Below are 16,979 nucleotides of genomic sequence, written 5' to 3'. Positions count from 1 at the left end.
ATACTGCGATATCTTCTACAGAAAAGCCGACCCTTAGCGCAGTTCAACAATGACCATGAACGCCACCCTCCCACCCCGCCCGCGCTGGCGCAGCCTCGCGCTACTTGCTCTGTGCCTGGCGCCGCTGCTCTGGCCGCTGGAGCATCTGGCCGAGCGTTATTACCGTAACGAACTGGTCAGCCAGAACCGGCAGACGCTGGACCTCTACGTCGCCAACCTGCTGGGTACGCTGCATCGCTATGAAACCCTGCCGCAGATTCTCAGCCAGCTCCCGGACCTGCCCGCCGCGCTAAAAGCCCCGCAGGGCAGCGCGCCACAAGAGGCTGCCAACCATTTGCTGCAAACCATCGTTCGCCAGACCGGGGCGGAAGTCATGTACCTGATGAACGCAGACGGCACCACGATTGCTGCGTCCAACTGGGACAAGCGCGACAGTTTTGTCGGCCGCAATTTCGCGTTTCGCCCGTATTTCAGCGACGCCATGGCAGGCAACCTGGGGCGCTTTTTCGGCCTTGGCACCACCTCGGCAAAACGCGGTTACTTCTTCGCCTCCGCGGTGCGTGACAGTGGCAAAGTGATTGGTGTGCTGGTGGTCAAGATTGATCTGGACCACACCGAAAACCTGTGGGGTAAAACCCCTGAGCAGCTGCTGCTCACCGACCACAACGGAGTTGTCGTTCTCACCTCAAGGCCTGAATGGCGCTTCCGCTCGACCCGTGCTCTGAGCGAAGAAGAAAAACAAGCCATTGTAGCGATCCAGCCCTACCCGACCCGCGATCCACGTCCGCTGTTGCTCGATGAAAACGCCTGGCTGACCCAAAGCCAGGAGATCGAAGAAACCGGCTGGAGCGTGAACATTCTGGCCCCTCGTGCGTTGATTGATCGCCCGGTACGCACCGTCGTTGCCGTTGGTGGCGCAGCGTTACTGGTGGTCATGCTGCTGCTTGGCATCCTGATCCAGCGGCGTCGGCATTATCTGGATCGTATCGCTTTCGAAGCCAAGGCCCGGCGCGAACTGGAAGTTCGAGTGGTGGAGCGCACCAGCGATCTGGAAGGTTTGAACAGCCGTCTGAGGCAGGAAGTACTTGAGCGCGAGCAGGCGCAACAGGAACTGGTTCGCGCTCAGGACGAGCTGGTACAGGCAGGCAAGCTGTCGGCGCTGGGCACCATGTCCGCCAGCATCAGCCATGAACTCAACCAACCCTTGGCGGCGATCCGCAGTTATGCGGAAAACGCGGAAATCCTGCTGGACCATTCGCGCACGGATGACGCACGGGGCAACCTCAAACAGATCGGCGAATTGACGGGCCGCATGGCATCCATCATCGCCCACCTGCGCGCCTTCGCCCGCCGCGACCGCCATGCGCCGGAAAGCGTCGCCCTGCAACCTGCGCTGGACGACACCCTGGCGCTGCTGGCAAAGCGACGCAGGGCCATGGAAGTCGAGCTGATTCGCGACTTGCCTGACGCTACTCTATGGGTCCAGGCCGGTGAGACGCGGCTGCGCCAGGTACTCGGCAACCTGCTGGCCAATGCCTTGGACGCGCTGACCGAAAAAGGCCCACCGCGCAAAATATGGATCAGTGCTGAACAGACGCCGGATGGCGTCAATCTGTTCATTCGGGACAACGGCCCGGGGTTTACCCAGGAAGCCCTGGCCCGCGCCCGAGAACCCTTCTTTACCACCAAGACCCGGACTCAGGGGCTTGGCCTTGGTTTGGCGATCTGCGATACCCTGATGCGCGCGCTGGGCGGTGAACTGCTGTTCGATAATCACCCGACCGGAGGCGCACTGCTGACGCTGCGCCTGCGCGATGGCGCGTCCGGGGTCAACCTTCAACCGCCAGAGGATTTATCTGCATGACCGCCATCGACAGCAAGATCCAGGTAGTGCTGATCGACGACGACCCGCATTTGCGTCAGGCCTTGAGCCAGACCCTTGACCTTGCTGGCCTGAAAGTCCTGACCTTGCCGGAAGCCAATGGCCTGGCGGCCAGAATTGAACATGATTGGCCCGGCGTTGTGGTCAGCGACATTCGCATGCCCGGCATGGACGGCCTCGAATTGTTGAGCGACCTGCATGGCAGAGACCCGGAGTTACCGGTCCTGCTGATTACTGGCCATGGCGATGTTCCACTTGCCGTGCAGGCGATGCGCGCCGGTGCTTACGACTTTCTGGAAAAGCCTTTCGCCAGCGATGCACTGCTCGACAGCGTGCGTCGGGCATTGGCCCTGCGACGTCTGGTACTGGATAACCGCAGCCTGCGATTGGCCTTGAGCGATCGCCAACAACTGAGTGCGCGTCTGGTCGGGCAATCCGCCCCTATGCTGCGTTTGCGTCAGCAGATCGGCGCATTGGCCGCGACCAAAGCCGATGTACTGATTCTCGGCGAAACCGGTGCAGGCAAAGAAGTCGTGGCGCGAGCACTGCACGATTTGTCCAACCGCCGTACCGGGCCATTTGTTGCAATAAACGCCGGGGCGCTGGCGGAGTCCGTGGTCGAAAGCGAACTCTTCGGGCACGAGCCTGGCGCGTTCACCGGAGCCCAGAAGCGCCGAATCGGCAAGTTCGAATTCGCCAACGGCGGCACGCTGTTCCTCGATGAAATCGAAAGCATGAGCATGGACGTGCAGGTCAAACTGCTGCGCCTCTTGCAAGAGCGAATGGTCGAGCGACTGGGTGGCAATCAGCAAATCCCGCTGGATATTCGGGTGATTGCGGCCACCAAGGAAGACCTGCGTCAGGCAGCCGACCAAGGCCGCTTCCGCGCGGACTTGTATTACCGGCTCAACGTTGCGCCGTTACGAATTCCGCCGTTACGCGAGCGTGGCGAAGATGCGCTGATGCTGTTCCAGCACTATGCCGACGCGGCGAGCATGCGCCACGGACTGCCCAAACATGAACTGCAGCCCGCGCAACGCGCCCTGTTGCTGCGCCACACCTGGCCGGGCAATGTCCGTGAACTGCAAAACGCCGCCGAGCGTTTCGCCCTGGGCCTGGAGCTCGCACTGGAGGGCAATGAAGTGCCGGTGGTTCCCACCATCACGGGTGGCCTTAGTGAGCAGGTTGAAAGTTTTGAACGTGCCTTGATCGCGGCCGAGCTGACCCGGCCGCACAGCTCCGTGCGCAGCCTGGCCGAGGCGCTGGGCCTGCCGCGTAAAACCCTGCACGACAAACTGCGCAAACACGGACTGAGCTTCGGCGGCGGCGCGGATGAGCAGGAATGAAACCCGAGGACAATGAGATGTCACTAGAGGCCGCCGCACTGCAACAGGTGCTGCATCACGACATCCCGCTCACTCAGGCGATGGGTATGAAAGTCTTGAGCTGGCAGGATCACCAGTTGCGCCTGCATCTGCCACTCGCGCCTAACATCAATCACAAAAGTACGGTGTTCGGCGGCAGTTTGTACTGCGGCGCAGTGCTCGCGGGCTGGGGGTGGCTGCACTTGCGCCTGCAGGAGGCCGGAATCGGAGGCGGGCACATCGTGATTCAGGACGGGCAGATCAGCTATCCACTGCCAGTACGCGAAGATGCTGTGGCGATTTGCGATGCGCCGGATGAAGCCGTCTGGGAAAGATTTGTCACGACTTACCAGCGCCGTGGCCGGGCGCGGTTGACGTTACCAACGAGAATTTGTGCGCACGGAAGTGATCAGGAGGCGGTGCACTTTATCGGCCAATTTGTTTTGCATCGGTAGCGAAGCGCCTATCAACACAATGCAATTACCTGATTTGGGAATGCTTTTCCTTAGGAGCTCACGAGCACCGCGAGGCAGCGATGGCGTCCTGTCTGATCCACCGCTATCGCGGCCTCGCGGTGCTCGTGCGCTCCTACGGATCCATGTTTGCTGCGCGGCAGCGCTCACACAGCAATCGCCTACATAGATTGCATGTGCGATCAGGAGCGCGCTAATTCCAGCAAGTCGGAACGCCAGGCGGCCCCCGCTGGCAGCGCCAGAAAGAACGGGTTCAACAGGGATTCACGTGGCGGGTAGCTGAATGGCTCGCCGGACAGTTCAAGCACTTCACCGCCAGCGCCTTCGAGTACGCCTTGCGCTGCGGCGGTGTCCCACTGCGACGTGAGTGCGAGCCTTGGATAGCAATCGGCAGCCCCTTCAGCCAAGAGGCAGAACTTCAGCGAACTGCCGATATTGGTCAGGTGCAGATGCCCCACAGCCGCTGACAACCCCGCCAGCAGACGCTCTTGCTCAGGGCTGGTATGGCGGCGACTGGCGACAACCGTAAAATCATGTCCCGCGCCCGGTTCCTGACGAACGCTGATCGGCGTCAGGTGACTTTCGTCATCACTGCGCCACGCCCCAAGGCCCGCGCCACCGAAGTAGCAACGGTTGTTGGTCGGCATGGAAACAACGCCAAATACCACCCGGCCATGTTCGATCAGTGCAACGTTTACGGTGAACTCTTCGCTGCCAGAGATGAACTCCTTGGTGCCGTCCAGCGGATCGACCAGCCACCAACGCTCCCACTTCGCGCGTTCGCTCAGCGGGATATCAGCATCTTCTTCAGACAGCACATGAATATCAGGTGCCAGCGCCAGCAAGCCTTCAGCGAGTACCTGATGAGCGGCGAGATCCGCCGCCGTCACAGGCGAGTCATCAGCCTTGGAAGTGACGGTCACATTGGCGCGCCAATGCGGCAGGATCACTTCCCCGGCGAGCCGCACAAGCTTGATAACCGGTTCCAGAAGCGGGTGTGGCAGGTTGTTGAAAACATCGGTCATGGCAAAAACAATCCACGCTGGGTCAATAAGTCACGCGCCAGATACAACGCGGCCAAGGCTCGGCCCTCACTGAACTGGGGATGTTCGATCAAACTCGATAGCTCGCGCAAATTCACTTTATCCACGCGCATGGGCTCAGGCTCGTCACCTTCCAGACGCTCTTCGTAAAGATCGGAAGCCAGCACTATCTGAATTTTCTGGCTCATGTAGCCAGGTGACAGGGAAAGCTCGGTCAGGTGTTCCAGTTGTCGTGCGCCATAGCCTGCTTCTTCCTTGAGTTCGCGATTGGCGGCGGCCAGTACGTCTTCGCCTGGCTCAATGAGCCCCTTGGGCAAAGAGAGCTCGTATTCGTCGGTGCCACCGCAATATTCTTCGATCAAAACCACATGATCGGCATCCAGCATTGCGACGATCATCACTGCGCCATAGCCATTGCCACGCCCCACCAATCGTTCATAAGTGCGCTCGACACCATTGGCAAATCGCAGGTGCAGCTCTTCAACACGGAACAGACGACTGCTGGCGACGATTTCTCGGGCAAGTACGGTGGGTTTCTGGCGCATGACAGGCTCCTTTGCGTAGACGGGTTACTATACCGTGGCTTTTCCAATTGTCTGTCTCGGATATGCTGACGTCACCATCAATGACTTGCGAGACCCGAATGCCTTCCATGCCCTGGCGCGACATCGATACCGTTCTTCTCGATATGGACGGCACCCTGCTGGATCTTTATTACGACGAGCACTTCTGGCTGCAACATTTGCCGCAGCGTTACGCCGACCTGCATGGCGTCAGCCTGGCGATGGCGCTGCTGGAGATGAAGCCGCTGTTTGAGAAAAATGCGGGCACGCTCAACTGGTATTGCCTGGATTACTGGAGCGCCGAGTTGAAGCTGTCAGTGCGTGACCTAAAGCTGGAAACCGCCAATCTGATTGCCCTCCGGCCCGACGCCGAAACATTCCTCGCCGCGATCAAGCAGGCAGGCAAGCGGGTGATCATGATCACCAATGCGCACCGGGATTCGTTGTCACTGAAAATGGAGCGCATCGAACTGGCCCCGTATTTCGAACGCCTGATCAGCTCCCATGACTATGGTTTCCCCAAGGAAAGCCCGCACTTCTGGGACGCGCTGCAGGCTGACATCGTATTTGATCCATCGCGCAGCCTGTTTATCGACGACACCCTGCCCATCCTGCGTAGCGCCCGCACTTTCGGCATCGGCCATCTTCTGGCGGTCAGTGAACCGAACAGCCAGAAAGGACCGAAAGACACCGAAGAGTTCGCGGCGGTGAAGGATTATCGGGAGTTGATTGAGGGGCTCTAAAAATATGTAGGAACTGCCGAAGACTGAGATCCGGGCGTGTCAGGGAATCCATTCGCAGCCTTCGGCAGCTCCTACAGGGATCTTCGCTAATCTGGAATACGTAACACCTGCCCCGGATAAATCTTGTCCACATCCTTGAGCATCGGTTTGTTGGCCTCGAAGATTTTTTGATATTTATTCGGGTCACCGTATACCCGTTTGGATATGGCACTTAGTGTGTCGCCCTTCTCTACCGTCACGAACTTCGCGGCAGTCACGGGTGCGGCACCGGCGGCAACAGTCATCTGGTCATCGACCTTTTCTACACCGCTGATATTACCCAGTGTCAGCAGGATTTTTTCCTTCTCTTCCTGGCTGGCGGCTTCGCCAGTGACCGTCACCGTACTGCCTTCCACGGTGGTCTGAATGTCGGGATTGCCGAGCCCTACTTCTGATATGTGCTTTTTGAGCGCTTCATTCGAGGCGTTGGCATCACCGGGTGTAATTGCATCGAGGATCTTCTCCCCGGCTTCTTTCAAGAAACTGAAAATGCTCATGTGCGGTTCTCCTTGATTGTTATTGTCATGCCCAACACACAAGGTTAGTCGTAACAGGTCATGGAAAACGGTCATCCGACCGGCAGCCGACCGCCCATCCGACACCTCTACAGGCTAGAATTACGCGCTTGCAGTACCAATGGAGCGAATATGGACATCAAACAACTCAAATTCCTGATCGCCCTCGATGAGACGAGGCACTTCGGCCAGGCTGCCGCACGTTGCAATATCACCCAGCCGACCCTGTCGATGCGCCTGCGCAATCTGGAAGAAGAGCTTGAGCTGCCACTGGTCGTTCGCGGACAGCGCTTCGAGGGTTTTACCGCCCCGGGCGAGCGCGTGCTGGCTTGGGCACGCACGGTATTGGCGGCTTATGACGGCTTGCAGGCCGAAGCAGCTGCATGTCGCGGCCACCTGGTCGGTACGCTGCGGATGGGCGTAGTGCCGTTGTCGAGCTTCGATCCGCTGCCGCTATTGCGGTTGCTGCACGAAAGCCACCCCAACCTGCGCTTCGAACTGTCGGCCCTCAGCTCCGAGCAGATTCTGGAACAATTAGCGAGCAATCGCATTGATCTGGGCGTTTCCTACATGGAGCATCTGGACAGCGAACGTTTCGACTCCCTGACCCTGGCCGAAACCCGCATGGGACTGCTTTACGATCATCGCCACTTCAGTTTCGGCGAGCACCCATTGACCTGGGCGGATTTGATTGAGCTGCCCTTGGGCTTGTTGACCAGCGGCATGCATTTTCGGCAATCCATCGATCACAACTTCCACAGCCGCGGCCTGCAGTTCATTCCGATGCTGCAGACTGATGCCGTTCATCAGTTACTTCAGGCCGTGCATGGCGGCTTCTGCTGCGCGATCATGCCGCTGGAAGGCGAGCTGGTTAACCTGACGGAAGATCTGCGTCTGCAACCCATCGACGACGCCCGCACCATGGCCCGTCTGGGCATGATCATGCGGCGTAGCGCACCTCGCTCGGTGCTGGCTGAAGCGTGTTTTGCGCTGTATCAGAAGCTCATGGAAAAACATTGATCGACGTCATCTATCAGTGCATTGGAACTAGCGATTAGACGATATCCGACAAGACGCCTAGTCTTGTGCGATATCACTCTGCCGGTACGTTCCCATGCACGCCAAGCGAACGGTCAGTACGGCGCCCGCAGAACCATCGCCCGCGCCCGCCGCAAGCCAGTCATACAGCTATTCGAACCTCGACCGCGATGTGTCGGCGCCTGCCGATCTCGCTGAAGAAGTCGCGCTGGCCATCGCCTTTAACGGCATCAGCCAGGCAGTCATGCTGGTCACCCCGAACGACCTTGAAGACTTTGTTGTAGGCTTCAGCCTGGGCAGCGGCATCATCGCTTCGCCCGATGAAATCTACGACATCAAGCTCAGCGGCTGCGGTTCTGCGCAGCAGGCCGAAGTCGAAATCGCCAGCCGCGCCTTCTGGGATCTCAAGCAGCAGCGCCGACAGATGGCGGGGACCAGCGGTTGTGGTCTGTGCGGAGTGGAAGCTGTTGAACAGGCGCTGCCTGAACTGAATGTCTTGCCGGGCGCACCTCTACCGCCTATCGAATGGCTTGAAGGCTTGCGTCAACGCATTGGTGAATTCCAGCCATTGGGTCGCCATTGCGGTGCAGTGCATGCCGCAGTTTTCATGAATAACCAAGGGCAATTGCTGCTGGGCCGGGAAGACATCGGTCGACACAACGCCCTCGACAAGTTGATCGGCGCCCTGGTGCGCCAGGAAATTCCAATAATCGGCGGCCTTGCCATCGTCACCAGTCGTTGCAGTCTGGAGTTGATCCAGAAAGTCCTGCGCGCTGGCATTCAGACGCTGGTCAGCTTGTCCTCGCCTACCGGCCTGGCCTTGCAATGGGCACGTCGTCATAACCTGAACCTAATTCACCTGCCGCAACACAGTGCGCCGCGGGTTTTTAGTCCCGTGATGGAGAGTCAAGCATGAGCCTGCATAAAGAAGCCGACCAGAAACCAGTCCCGCGTTACAAGCCCTACAAAGGTGCCGCCGGTGGTTGGGGTGCATTGATCAGCGTGACTCATCACTGGCTATCCAGCGACAACGCACTGAAAAACCTGCGCATGATGCTCAAGACCAACCAGAACGGCGGCTTTGACTGCCCTGGTTGCGCGTGGGGTGATTCGCCGGAAAGCGGCATGGTCAAGTTCTGCGAAAACGGCGCCAAAGCGGTGAACTGGGAAGCGACCAAGCGTCGTGTCGACCCGTCCTTCTTTGCCCGCTACAGCGTCAGCGCCCTGCGCGAGCAGAGCGACTACTGGCTCGAATACCAAGGCCGCCTGACCGAGCCCATGGTCTATGACGCCGAAACCGATCGCTACAAGCCGATCAGCTGGGACGACTCCTTTGCGCTGATCGCCAAGCACCTCAAAGCATTGCCGAACCCGAACATGGCCGAGTTCTACACTTCGGGCCGGGCCAGCAACGAAGCCGCTTATTTGTACCAACTGTTCGTTCGCGCCTATGGGACCAACAACTTCCCTGACTGCTCGAACATGTGCCACGAAGCCAGCGGTGTTGCATTGTCGCAAAGCGTTGGCGTCGGTAAAGGCACCGTGACCTTCGACGACTTCGAACACGCCGATGCGATTTTCGTTTGGGGCCAGAACCCTGGCACCAACCACCCGCGCATGCTTGAGCCGTTGCGTGAAGCGGTTCAACGCGGCGCTCAGGTGGTGTGCGTCAACCCGCTTAAAGAGCGTGGTCTGGAGCGCTTCCAGCATCCACAACACCCGATCGAGATGCTCACCAACGGTGACCGTCCAACCAACACCGCCTATTTCCGCCCGGCACTGGGTGGCGACATGGCACTGTTGCGTGGCATGGCCAAGTTCCTGCTGCAATGGGAGCGCGACGCGCAGGCGGCCAATGAGCCGTCGGTGTTCGACCACGCCTTCCTGAACGAACACACCCATGGCGTGCTCGACTACCTGGCGACTATCGACGACACCCCATGGGACAAGATCGTCGAGCAGTCTGGCCTGACGCTGGTGGATATCGAAAAATCCGCACGCATGTACCTCAAGGGCAAGAACGTCATCATGTGCTGGGCGATGGGTATCACCCAACACCGCCACTCGGTGGCGACCATTCAGGAAATCGCCAACCTGATGCTGCTGCGCGGCAACATCGGCCGCCCAGGCGCTGGCCTGTGCCCGGTGCGCGGTCACAGTAACGTGCAGGGCGACCGCACCATGGGGATCAATGAGCGTCCACCGGCGTTTTTCCTTGATGCGCTGGAGCGTCGCTTCCAGTTCAAAGTCCCGCGTGAAAACGGTCACAACGTGGTTGAAGCCATCCACGCCATGGCCGAAGGTCGCGCCAAAGTCTTCATCGCGCTGGGCGGTAACTTCGCCCAGGCGACGCCAGACAGCGCCCGCACCGTTGCAGCTCTCAGCAACTGCGACCTGACCGTGCAGATCAGTACCAAACTCAACCGCAGCCACCTGAGCCACGGTAAAGAAGCGTTGATCCTGCCGTGCTTCGGTCGTACCGACATCGACATGCAGGCCAACGGTCCACAAGCAGTGACCGTGGAAGACTCGTTCAGTATGGTTCACGCTTCCAATGGCCAGTTGCAGCCGTCGTCGCGCCATATGCGTTCCGAGCCTGCAATCCTCGCGGGCATTGCCAACGCGACACTGGGCAAGCAACCGGTGGACTGGCTGTGGCTGGTGGAAGATTACAACCGCATCCGCGAGCTCATTGCTGACACCATTCCGGGCTTCAAAGACTTCAACCAGCGCCTGGAACACCCGGGCGGCTTCTACCTGGGCAACGCGGCCGGCGCTCGTCGCTGGAACACCGCAACCGAGCGCGCCAACTTCAAACCCAACATGCTGCCGCTGGATCTGGTGCACGCCAGCGTACGCTCAACGGGTCAGGAACCTGACCTGATCATGCAGTCCATGCGCTCCCACGATCAGTACAACACCACTATTTATGGCCTGGACGACCGTTATCGCGGCGTGAAGGGTCAGCGTGACGTGGTGTTCGTCAACGAAGCCGACATCATTCGCCTGGGCTACCAGCCAGGGCAGAAGGTTGACCTGATTTCGATCTGGGGCGATGGCCGCGAGCGCCGCGTGAAGAACTTCACCTTGCTGGCTTTCGATATCCCGGCTGGCCAGGCTGCTGCTTACTACCCAGAGGTCAACCCACTGGTACCGCTGGAAAGCGTCGGCGATGGCAGCAGCACGCCAACCTCGAAGTTCGTGGCGATCAAACTGGAGCGTGCGGCTGAGTCGGCACGGATTGTTTGATCAGGATTTAGCTTGATCCCAGAGGAACACACTACCTCTGTAGCAACTGCCGCAGGCTGCGAATCCCGTTGTGTCAGTGATGATGCAATCGCAGCCTGCGGCAGCTCCTACAGAAGCCTTTTCATACGCACAAAAAAAGGCCCGTTTCGCGAGAAACGGGCCTTGATCAAGTAAGCTCAGACTGCCAATCACGACTTAAGTTCCTTAGCAAAAACAGTAACTTAGGTATTTGTGCACCAGTCGTGTTACTCGTCGGATTTGCGTTGCCACAATCTCGGCAGGACCTCAGCATCGGCGCCGTCATCCCTTTGAGGTTCATTGCATGAAGTATTCCTCGATTCTGTTGTTGTCACTCACTCTGGCCAGTGGTCTCGCCTCAGCAGGCGGTACGGTTGAATCGGGTGTGGGCGGTGCATTGGGTGGGGTACTTGGTTCCGTTGTCGGCCAACAGCTGGGCGGCAACACAGGTGCAGCGATTGGCGCAGGCTTGGGTGGCGCCGGTGGCGCTGCCGTCGGTGCCGACCGTCGCAGTCGTACAGAAGCAGCCATTGGCGGCGGTCTGGGCGCTGCAGGCGGTAACGTGATTGGTCGCAGCGTGGGCGGCAGCACGGGTAGCCTTGTCGGCGCAGCGGCAGGCGGTGGCGCTGGTGGTGCACTGGGTAACTACATGGGCAACGAAAGCCGCGCCGATGATCGTGATAACCGTCGCTATCGCGGTGACCGTGGTCCGCGCGGCCACGCGCATGGCCACCGGAAAAACAAACACCACTACCGTCATCGTTAAGTGACGTGTTTGACCTGACAAGCACACTGGCCGCCCATGAAGCGGCCAGTGTTCTTTCAGACGACTAAAACCTGCAACGCCTCGCGCAGCGTGTCAGGGATGGATACCGGCAGATTCGACCCCCGATCCACGAACACATGAACAAAGCGCCCCGCCGCACAAGCCTCATCTTCCCCAGCCTTGAACACCGCCAACTCGTATTGCACGGAGCTGTTGCCCAGCTTCGCAACACGCAAGCCGACCTCGATCAGGTCGGGATAGGCAATGGACGCGAAGTAATCACACGACGAACTCACCACAAAGCCCACTACCGAACCGTCATGAATATCCAGCCCACCGCGCTCGATCAGGTAGGTATTCACTGTGCTGTCGAAAAAGCTGTAATAGGTCACGTTGTTCACATGGCCGTAGATGTCGTTGTCGTGCCAACGCGTGGTGATGGGCTGAAAGTGACGGTAGTCGGCGCGTTGCGGGGTTGTGTGGGTCATGGAGTTCTCTTGTCGAAAGTTGGGATTTGTAGGAGCTGCCGAAGGCTGCGAAGACTGTTTGTCAGACACACCGCGCTCGCAGCCTTCGGCAGCTCCTACAACTATTCAGAGTGGATATTAACCCGCACCCAATCCCTCACCGCCGCATACGGATAATCCTCCAGCTGACCAAAGCCCGGTATCCCTCGCGCCTTGAGTTTGGTGAACAACGGCACGCTGATGCCGCACAGGAAGCGAGTCACGCAGTCGGCACTCGGGACGTGGTCTCTGTAATCCTGATGTTTGAGGATGAACTCACCGCACAATTGCTCGAAACTCTGCGCTTCCAGGGGGGCCAACGCCGGTGGCTCCGGTAACCGCGCGACGTGCCCGGCACAGACTGAACAATGCCCGCAGCGCCGAGGGGCTTTGTGATCACCAAAGTAATCCGCCAGCCGACCGCTTAAGCATTGCTCGCTGGCAAACAGCTCAAGCATCGCGTGGATCCGCTTCACTTCCGAGGTTTCATGCTCGCTGAAATACTCATGCAGCTCGACGCTCAACGCCTGAACATCAAAATCGGTGACCAGCAGGCTGTACACCTCAGTCATCTGCTTACTTTCGAGCTCGATCCAGCCTTTCTCCTGAAAGTAATCCAGCGCCGTCACGACCCGTCCACGCTCAGCCTGATACTGCTGATACATCGCATCGAAATCCACAGTCGCCCAGGTGCGCGCCCGTGCGGACGTCGCAACCAAAGCCTCGACAAACTGCCGACGCTCCCCTTCGAAACGCTGCACAAGCGCCTCCGGCTCGATCAGAAACTTGAAACGGTATTCCGCAAAATACGCGTAGCGTGGCGCAATAATGCCGCGCAGCTCCAGTTGCACCAGCAAGGTTTTCAACGGCAATTGGCGAATATTGGCCTGCTCCGCCAGCGGTCCAAGCAAAAACTCCCACTGCCCTTGCGGCCCGGCATCCAGTAAATCCTCAAGGACATAACGAATGCCGAACAACTCCGGCGTGTCGCCGTAAACAAAGTTTTCCAGCACGGTGAGGCTGTCGCGATTGGCCAACACCAGGCAATCAGACCGAGCGCCGTCACGCCCGGCGCGGCCGATTTCCTGGCTGTAGTTCTCGATGGATTTGGGCAGATCAAAATGCACCACGTTGCGGATATCGCTCTTGTCGATGCCCATGCCAAACGCAATGGTCGCCACGATGCAATTGAGCTGCCCGGCCATGAACTGCCGCTGGATCGACTCGCGCTGATCGTGAGGCAATCCGGCGTGATAGGCACTGGCTGCAACGCCGTTCTGCTCCAGATGAGCGGCTGTGTATTCGGCGGTTTTTTGCAGCGTGACGTAAACGATAGTCGGCTGATCGGGCTTGGCGCCCAGCCACTCTACCAGTCGGCGACGCTTGTCCCACCCTGTCACGGGTTCGACCCACAGATTCAGGTTGGAGCGATAAAACCCTGTAGTGACTACGTCCTGCGGTTCGATGCCAAACTTGGCCTGCATGTCATCAATCACTTGCGGCGTGGCTGTAGCAGTCAGCAACAGCGCCTGAGGGATATTGAATTCGCGCTGGTAGTCCGGCAGCTTGAGATAGTCAGGCCGAAAGTTGTGGCCCCATTCAGAGATACAGTGAGCCTCGTCGACCACCAACAAGGAGATTGGCACCTGCGAGATGAAGTGCCGAAAGCGCTCATTCTTCAGCCGCTCCACGGAAATCATCAGGATCTTCAGCTCACCCGAGCGCGCACGGGTCATGACCTGAGCAACGTCATCACGGCTCTGCGCCGAGTCGATGCTGGCGGCCGAAATGCCGTGGCGCTGCAAAAACGCCAACTGGTCTTGAATCAATGCCAGCAACGGCGAGACCACCAGTGTCAGATGCGGAAGCATCAACGCGGGCAATTGATAACACAGTGACTTGCCTGACCCTGTCGGGAAAATAGCCGCCGCAGAGCGCCCCGCCAATACCGCGCTGATGGCGGCCTCCTGCCCCGGACGAAACTCTGAATACCCGAAAACATGCTCAAGACGCTTGTACATAAGCTGCCACTCCATTGACCTCGACCAAGATGCGAGACCTTAGCGCGGCCAGCCTGGTCAGAAAACAACCAAAGCATTACAAAAATGAATAAGGATACAGACAAGCCCTACTAGCAAAAGGCTATTTGTACGGTTTAACCTTCGCCATCACACTCAGCTCTGCGAAAGGCGAAGGAAATAGGGAATGGAATCCAGCAGACAGCCTGACAACGATGGATCTATTCACATCCAGCGTCTGACACCCGGCAAGGTTGACGTTGTATTGGGCGCTCATCCGCGCAAACGCAGGCCTGAGCATCGGCGCAAAAGCACTGGCTATTCGAAATGGCTGATCGTGCTCGCACTGGCCGGGTTTGTCGGATATCTGCTGTTTCCCCGGACAAAACCTCAAGTTCAGCCGCTGATTGCACAACCTCTGCCCACCGTAGAGCAACCGCCGCAGGCATTGATAGCGCCTGCGCCGCAGCCTGTTGTACCCCAGGCTCCCGAGCCTTACATCGGGCCCAATGTGGTCAGACGGGAATTGCCAGCGCCGAGCGTCCAGCCTTTGGATGAATGCATGAAGAACGGCAACGTGATCGACGAAACTGTCCTCAACTGCCGCTTTGGTCAGGTTCCAAAGGCTGCCGAGCGAGAACCCGCCAAAGGCATGGTGTCATCCAGATACATGGCGGACTACAAATCTGACATCGCCCGCTCCAACACCGAACGCCCGACCAAACCCTTCAGCATCGCCAGCGTCAGCTTCAGGGCTGTGGACAGTCGCAGCCGCTATCATGCCGATTTTCGGGTGTTCAACAACCACATCGAAAACAGCAGTGTGTGCATGAACTTCAGCAAAGGCAGCGTCGAAAACCGCGAATGCCGCCGCGCCGCTGTGGTGTTCTTCAAGGAATCCTGCCAGGAGTGGACCAAACGCGCCGCCAGAGACCGGGACGAACAAAGCAAACAGACTCAGGAACGCTATTGCGAAGCGAACAGGACGTTTGAGGCGGGGTAAAGCGCTGAAACGAGGTCCATTCCGTTAGGGAGCTTTGCGTCCTGTCACCCCACGGCCCCCAAATCAAAAACGCACAGAATTCACTTTCGTGGGACCGGCGCTAGCCGGGAAAAGGCCGGAACAGACGCTGAATTTTCATCAGTAGAAACACCACCTTCCCGGCTAAAGCCGGTCCCACGTCGTCGATCAGCTTGCGGACAAGCATAGAATCTCCCACAGGTTAGCGACGATCTCGGTCTCTTGATGGACCCGTAGGACCGGCTTTAGCCGGGAGGGCGATATTTCTAGTAAGGAGATTTGGTGAATGTCACGACGTCCTCCCGGCTAAAGCCAGTCCTACAAGATCGAATAACACCCAGTAACAAGACCCCCACGCAAAAGCAAACCTACTCATCTAGTCTGCCCCGTACTCATCAAAACACGGAGGTTTCTCATGAGTGTGTTTACTATTTTCTTTTGCGGTACAGGCTCCACCAAATATGACAATTTGAACAACAACTATTGGAATGGTGAATTAATCGCAACATTGGCCAGTAACATGGGCAATAGAGAGTTCGCCGACTGGGTTGTGATTGATGGGCCTGGCAGTGGCAATTTACAAGCTGATGAATTGTTCACTGAACCCAAAGGCTACGGTTGGACCGGGACCGCGTTTGGCAAAGGCTGGTACGAAAATGTACAACATGCAATAAACCTGACCAAAGGCAAGGCCGACTGGAAGCGGACCAAGCTGACCGAAGCCGAGTACAAGAGGTTGAAAGCGGCCGGGCTGCCGATCGATGATGTGCAAGAGCCAACGTCCTGGCTGTGGCGCCACTATGACTATGGTGACCGCAAGGTGACACCGCAAGACCTGCAGGAAAAGATCATCAAAATCTTCCGTAAAGGCGGGCTGATACCGAAACAGGTCAACCTGGTCGGCTGGAGCCGTGGCGGTGTCAGCTGCCACATGCTGGCGAATGCTATGGCGGGTGATCCGGCTCTACGTCATATCCCGGTCAATATTTTCGCGGTTGATCCGGTTCCGGGCCCTTTGAACTTCCAGCTTGAGAAGGTTTCTCTCGGGAAAAACGTTAAGGAATACGTCGGCTTTTTCGCTCGGGACGAACGATCCAAAGGTTTCTCGTGCGTTATTCCCAAGACCGATCCCGCTACCAAAGTAAGCATCTTTCCAATGGCTGGGCGTCACGCGACGCTGGTGGGTAACGCATCCCTCAAAGGCTCCGATGGCCCCGGTTCCCTGACGGAAGCAGGCCAATTGGTCAGGCATTTCGCAGAAGTCTGCCTGACCCGCTGGGGCGCTCCGCTGAACAAAAAACTAGCCCTGTCCCCTGCACAGGTCAGTGCTCTGCATCGAAGTATTGTCATGCACGAAGCTACCTTTACCGCGATGCGCAAGTTCACCTACACCGGTCTGAGCGAACAAAACAAAAATGAACGCAATGTGAGCCATGGCGATAAGGGCACACACTTTTCGTCATTAACGGGCAAAGTATTCACACCACAACCGGGCTTGGCAGCATCGTTGGCTAAAGGTAATGAGGCTTATAAAGATATTCAGTAATAAACTTATTTATGTTTCTTGATTTTGAAACCGCCCTTTCGGGCGGTTTTTTGCGAACTCACTTTACCGTTTATTAGTACTGTCAGTGAGCCTCGACACGCAAGTGAGCGCTCAACTCAAGTGATGCTGGAGCCAACAACACAGAATTCGCTCACACAGCTGCTGCGCCATCTCGTAGGACCGGCTTTAGCCGGG

15 protein-coding genes are annotated in these 16,979 nt (G+C 58.0%); 10 read left to right on the top strand and 5 right to left on the bottom strand.

Annotated elements, in window-relative coordinates:
• The first annotated feature begins 55 nt into the window (after nucleotides 1-55).
• From H8S59_RS13435 to H8S59_RS13425, 3 genes are read left to right on the top strand one after another with little or no spacing between them, the layout of a single operon-like run.
• Entirely contained in the window at nucleotides 56-1,864 is a 1,809-nt protein-coding gene (locus H8S59_RS13435; protein WP_187521715.1) for a sensor histidine kinase, read from the top strand.
• Entirely contained in the window at nucleotides 1,861-3,228 is a 1,368-nt protein-coding gene (locus tag H8S59_RS13430) for a sigma-54-dependent transcriptional regulator (protein WP_187521714.1), read from the top strand. Before H8S59_RS13435 ends, H8S59_RS13430 begins: the two co-directional genes overlap by 4 nt.
• Nucleotides 3,229-3,245: 17 nt before the next feature.
• The gene (locus H8S59_RS13425; protein WP_187521713.1) at nucleotides 3,246-3,701 is read left to right on the top strand and encodes a thioesterase domain-containing protein; all 456 of its coding nucleotides are present in this window, start codon (nucleotides 3,246-3,248) and stop codon (nucleotides 3,699-3,701) included.
• Between the two features lie 200 nt (nucleotides 3,702-3,901).
• Here the strand turns inward: H8S59_RS13425 and cysQ are convergent, their stop codons facing one another.
• Both cysQ and nudE read right to left on the bottom strand, forming a co-directional pair.
• Entirely contained in the window at nucleotides 3,902-4,744 is an 843-nt protein-coding gene (gene cysQ, locus H8S59_RS13420; protein WP_187521712.1) for a 3'(2'),5'-bisphosphate nucleotidase CysQ, read from the bottom strand.
• Entirely contained in the window at nucleotides 4,741-5,307 is a 567-nt protein-coding gene (gene nudE, locus H8S59_RS13415; protein ID WP_187521711.1) for an ADP compounds hydrolase NudE, read from the bottom strand. Before nudE ends, cysQ begins: the two co-directional genes overlap by 4 nt.
• Nucleotides 5,308-5,405: 98 nt before the next feature.
• On the opposite strand from nudE, the gene yrfG reads away from it, so the two are divergent.
• Entirely contained in the window at nucleotides 5,406-6,068 is a 663-nt protein-coding gene (gene yrfG, locus H8S59_RS13410; protein WP_095092877.1) for a GMP/IMP nucleotidase, read from the top strand.
• 86 nt (nucleotides 6,069-6,154) lie between these two features.
• Here the strand turns inward: yrfG and lysM are convergent, their stop codons facing one another.
• The gene (lysM, locus tag H8S59_RS13405) at nucleotides 6,155-6,604 is read right to left on the bottom strand and encodes a peptidoglycan-binding protein LysM (RefSeq protein ID WP_187521710.1); all 450 of its coding nucleotides are present in this window, start codon (nucleotides 6,602-6,604) and stop codon (nucleotides 6,155-6,157) included.
• A gap of 150 nt (nucleotides 6,605-6,754) precedes the next feature.
• Here lysM and H8S59_RS13400 point away from each other — a divergent pair, with 150 nt between their 5' ends.
• The 4 genes from H8S59_RS13400 (at nucleotide 6,755) to H8S59_RS13385 (ending at nucleotide 11,693) form a co-directional block, all read left to right on the top strand.
• Nucleotides 6,755-7,642: a LysR family transcriptional regulator gene (locus H8S59_RS13400; protein ID WP_095092879.1), complete on the top strand. Its 888-nt coding sequence runs from the start codon at nucleotides 6,755-6,757 to the stop codon at nucleotides 7,640-7,642.
• 94 nt (nucleotides 7,643-7,736) lie between these two features.
• Nucleotides 7,737-8,576 (top strand): formate dehydrogenase accessory sulfurtransferase FdhD, encoded by an 840-nt coding sequence (fdhD, locus tag H8S59_RS13395; protein WP_187521709.1) that lies wholly within the window; start codon nucleotides 7,737-7,739, stop codon nucleotides 8,574-8,576.
• On the top strand, nucleotides 8,573-10,909 hold the full coding sequence (locus H8S59_RS13390) for an FdhF/YdeP family oxidoreductase (RefSeq protein WP_187521708.1): 2,337 nt from the start codon (nucleotides 8,573-8,575) through the stop codon (nucleotides 10,907-10,909). The genes fdhD and H8S59_RS13390 overlap by 4 nt, the downstream gene beginning before the upstream one ends.
• A gap of 322 nt (nucleotides 10,910-11,231) precedes the next feature.
• A complete protein-coding gene (locus H8S59_RS13385; RefSeq protein ID WP_027899927.1) occupies nucleotides 11,232-11,693 on the top strand; it encodes a glycine zipper domain-containing protein in 462 nt (153 codons plus the stop codon).
• A gap of 56 nt (nucleotides 11,694-11,749) precedes the next feature.
• Here the strand turns inward: H8S59_RS13385 and H8S59_RS13380 are convergent, their stop codons facing one another.
• Both H8S59_RS13380 and H8S59_RS13375 read right to left on the bottom strand, forming a co-directional pair.
• Nucleotides 11,750-12,181, bottom strand: coding sequence for an acyl-CoA thioesterase (locus H8S59_RS13380; protein ID WP_187521707.1), 432 nt, complete (start codon nucleotides 12,179-12,181; stop codon nucleotides 11,750-11,752).
• 101 nt (nucleotides 12,182-12,282) lie between these two features.
• Complete coding sequence (locus tag H8S59_RS13375) at nucleotides 12,283-14,220, bottom strand: RecQ family ATP-dependent DNA helicase (RefSeq protein WP_187521706.1); 1,938 nt, start codon at nucleotides 14,218-14,220, stop codon at nucleotides 12,283-12,285.
• A 184-nt stretch (nucleotides 14,221-14,404) separates the two neighbouring features.
• On the opposite strand from H8S59_RS13375, the gene H8S59_RS13370 reads away from it, so the two are divergent.
• Both H8S59_RS13370 and H8S59_RS13365 read left to right on the top strand, forming a co-directional pair.
• Entirely contained in the window at nucleotides 14,405-15,220 is an 816-nt protein-coding gene (locus H8S59_RS13370) for a hypothetical protein (RefSeq protein ID WP_187521705.1), read from the top strand.
• A 433-nt stretch (nucleotides 15,221-15,653) separates the two neighbouring features.
• A complete protein-coding gene (locus H8S59_RS13365; RefSeq protein WP_187521704.1) occupies nucleotides 15,654-16,784 on the top strand; it encodes a hypothetical protein in 1,131 nt (376 codons plus the stop codon).
• Nucleotides 16,785-16,979: the final 195 nt, after the last annotated feature.

The sequence above is a fragment of the Pseudomonas folii genome (genome assembly GCF_014357575.1).
GTDB classification, from domain to species: domain Bacteria; phylum Pseudomonadota; class Gammaproteobacteria; order Pseudomonadales; family Pseudomonadaceae; genus Aquipseudomonas; species Aquipseudomonas folii.
This window is presented reverse-complemented; position numbering and strand designations above follow the sequence as displayed.

Excerpts from the sequence above, each read along its gene's own strand:
- H8S59_RS13435 (WP_187521715.1), top strand. The coding sequence starts at position 56 with ATGAACGCCACCCTCCCACCCCGCCCGCGCTGGCGCAGCCTCGCGCTA.
- H8S59_RS13430 (WP_187521714.1), top strand. The coding sequence starts at position 1,861 with ATGACCGCCATCGACAGCAAGATCCAGGTAGTGCTGATCGACGACGAC.
- H8S59_RS13425 (WP_187521713.1), top strand. The coding sequence starts at position 3,246 with ATGTCACTAGAGGCCGCCGCACTGCAACAGGTGCTGCATCACGACATC.
- cysQ (WP_187521712.1), bottom strand. The coding sequence starts at position 4,744 with ATGACCGATGTTTTCAACAACCTGCCACACCCGCTTCTGGAACCGGTT.
- nudE (WP_187521711.1), bottom strand. The coding sequence starts at position 5,307 with ATGCGCCAGAAACCCACCGTACTTGCCCGAGAAATCGTCGCCAGCAGT.
- yrfG (WP_095092877.1), top strand. The coding sequence starts at position 5,406 with ATGCCTTCCATGCCCTGGCGCGACATCGATACCGTTCTTCTCGATATG.
- lysM (WP_187521710.1), bottom strand. The coding sequence starts at position 6,604 with ATGAGCATTTTCAGTTTCTTGAAAGAAGCCGGGGAGAAGATCCTCGAT.
- H8S59_RS13400 (WP_095092879.1), top strand. The coding sequence starts at position 6,755 with ATGGACATCAAACAACTCAAATTCCTGATCGCCCTCGATGAGACGAGG.
- fdhD (WP_187521709.1), top strand. The coding sequence starts at position 7,737 with ATGCACGCCAAGCGAACGGTCAGTACGGCGCCCGCAGAACCATCGCCC.
- H8S59_RS13390 (WP_187521708.1), top strand. The coding sequence starts at position 8,573 with ATGAGCCTGCATAAAGAAGCCGACCAGAAACCAGTCCCGCGTTACAAG.
- H8S59_RS13385 (WP_027899927.1), top strand. The coding sequence starts at position 11,232 with ATGAAGTATTCCTCGATTCTGTTGTTGTCACTCACTCTGGCCAGTGGT.
- H8S59_RS13380 (WP_187521707.1), bottom strand. The coding sequence starts at position 12,181 with ATGACCCACACAACCCCGCAACGCGCCGACTACCGTCACTTTCAGCCC.
- H8S59_RS13375 (WP_187521706.1), bottom strand. The coding sequence starts at position 14,220 with ATGTACAAGCGTCTTGAGCATGTTTTCGGGTATTCAGAGTTTCGTCCG.
- H8S59_RS13370 (WP_187521705.1), top strand. The coding sequence starts at position 14,405 with ATGGAATCCAGCAGACAGCCTGACAACGATGGATCTATTCACATCCAG.
- H8S59_RS13365 (WP_187521704.1), top strand. The coding sequence starts at position 15,654 with ATGAGTGTGTTTACTATTTTCTTTTGCGGTACAGGCTCCACCAAATAT.